This window comes from Gluconobacter japonicus, assembly GCF_002723975.1.
GTDB lineage: Bacteria > Pseudomonadota > Alphaproteobacteria > Acetobacterales > Acetobacteraceae > Gluconobacter > Gluconobacter japonicus.
Map to the genome: position 1 here is coordinate 1 of NZ_BEWO01000068.1, position 1,169 is coordinate 1,169.

Genomic DNA, 1,169 nt, shown 5'->3' on the forward strand with positions numbered 1-1,169 from the left:
TATCTTGCCATTTCTCCTGTTCCTGTCGTTGAGGGCGGTCAGGGTGTGCGTTTTGACTTCAATGACGGCGCGCGGGTCATGGTGCCCGAAATCGCGCCTGAGATTGGTCAGTGGCATGTTCGGCTTTCGGATTATGCCACGGGAAATATTCTGTTTGATGCCCGTCTCAAGGGCGGAATGGTGGCTTCGACCAAGAAGTTCTTTGTCCCGTTCCTGATTGATGTCTGGCTGGAAAAGCCCGATGGAACGCGCGAAGACGTGCTGCATCACGAGTTGTCACTGGAAGGGAAACCGGTTCTGGTACAGCTTCCTGTTGGAACGCTTGGCGATACCATTGCCTGGTTGCCTGCGGTTCTGCGCCTGGCGCAGGAAAGTGGCGCCAAGGTGACGTGTTCTGTGGCGGACGTGATCCTGCCTTTGGTCAAGGAAGCTAACCCGGATATCACGCTTGTGGGTCATGATGAGGCCAAGGCGAACAAGGATTTCACGGCGGGGTTCTACGCCAGCTACAATATCGGTCTGTTCTTTACGGACACCGAGTTCACGCATCAGCCGACGGATTTCCGTCATGTCGGCCTGCATCGGACGGCAGCCTATATTCTGGGGGTTAATCCCTGGGATGATACTCCGCCACCCATCACGATCCAGGATGGCGATACGCCTCCCATCGAGGGGCCGTATGTTGTCATTGCCACGCAGGCCAGTACGCAGTGCAAATACTGGAACAACCCGGCAGGCTGGCAGGAGGTCATCGCGTTTCTGAAGGCTTCAGGGTATCGCGTGATCTGCATTGATCAGAAGACGTTTCATGGGACGGGGTATGTGTACAATCATATTCCTCATGGAGCCGAGGATGAGACGGGGAACCGGCCTTTGTCTGAGAGGGCGCGTTGGTTGAAGCATGCCAGTTTCTTTATTGGCCTCTCCAGCGGTCTGGCATGGCTGGCGCATGCGGCAGGGACGCCTGTTGTGATGATTTCCGGTTTCACGCATCCAGACAACGAATTTGCCACGCCGTACCGCATCATCAACTGGCATACCTGCAATTCCTGCTGGAATGACCCGAAGCATCAGTTTGACCATCAGGATTTCTTCTGGTGTCCACGGCATAAAGGGACTGACAGGCAGTTTGAATGTACCCGTCTGATCACAGGTGCGCAGGTCATCCA

The 1,169-nt window shown here is 55.3% G+C and carries 1 protein-coding gene; it reads left to right on the forward strand.

What is annotated here, in order from left to right; genetic code table 11:
- A partial coding sequence (locus tag GJA01_RS15070) for an autotransporter strand-loop-strand O-heptosyltransferase (protein ID WP_062502367.1) occupies positions 1 to 1,169 on the forward strand: 1,169 nt, incomplete at both ends.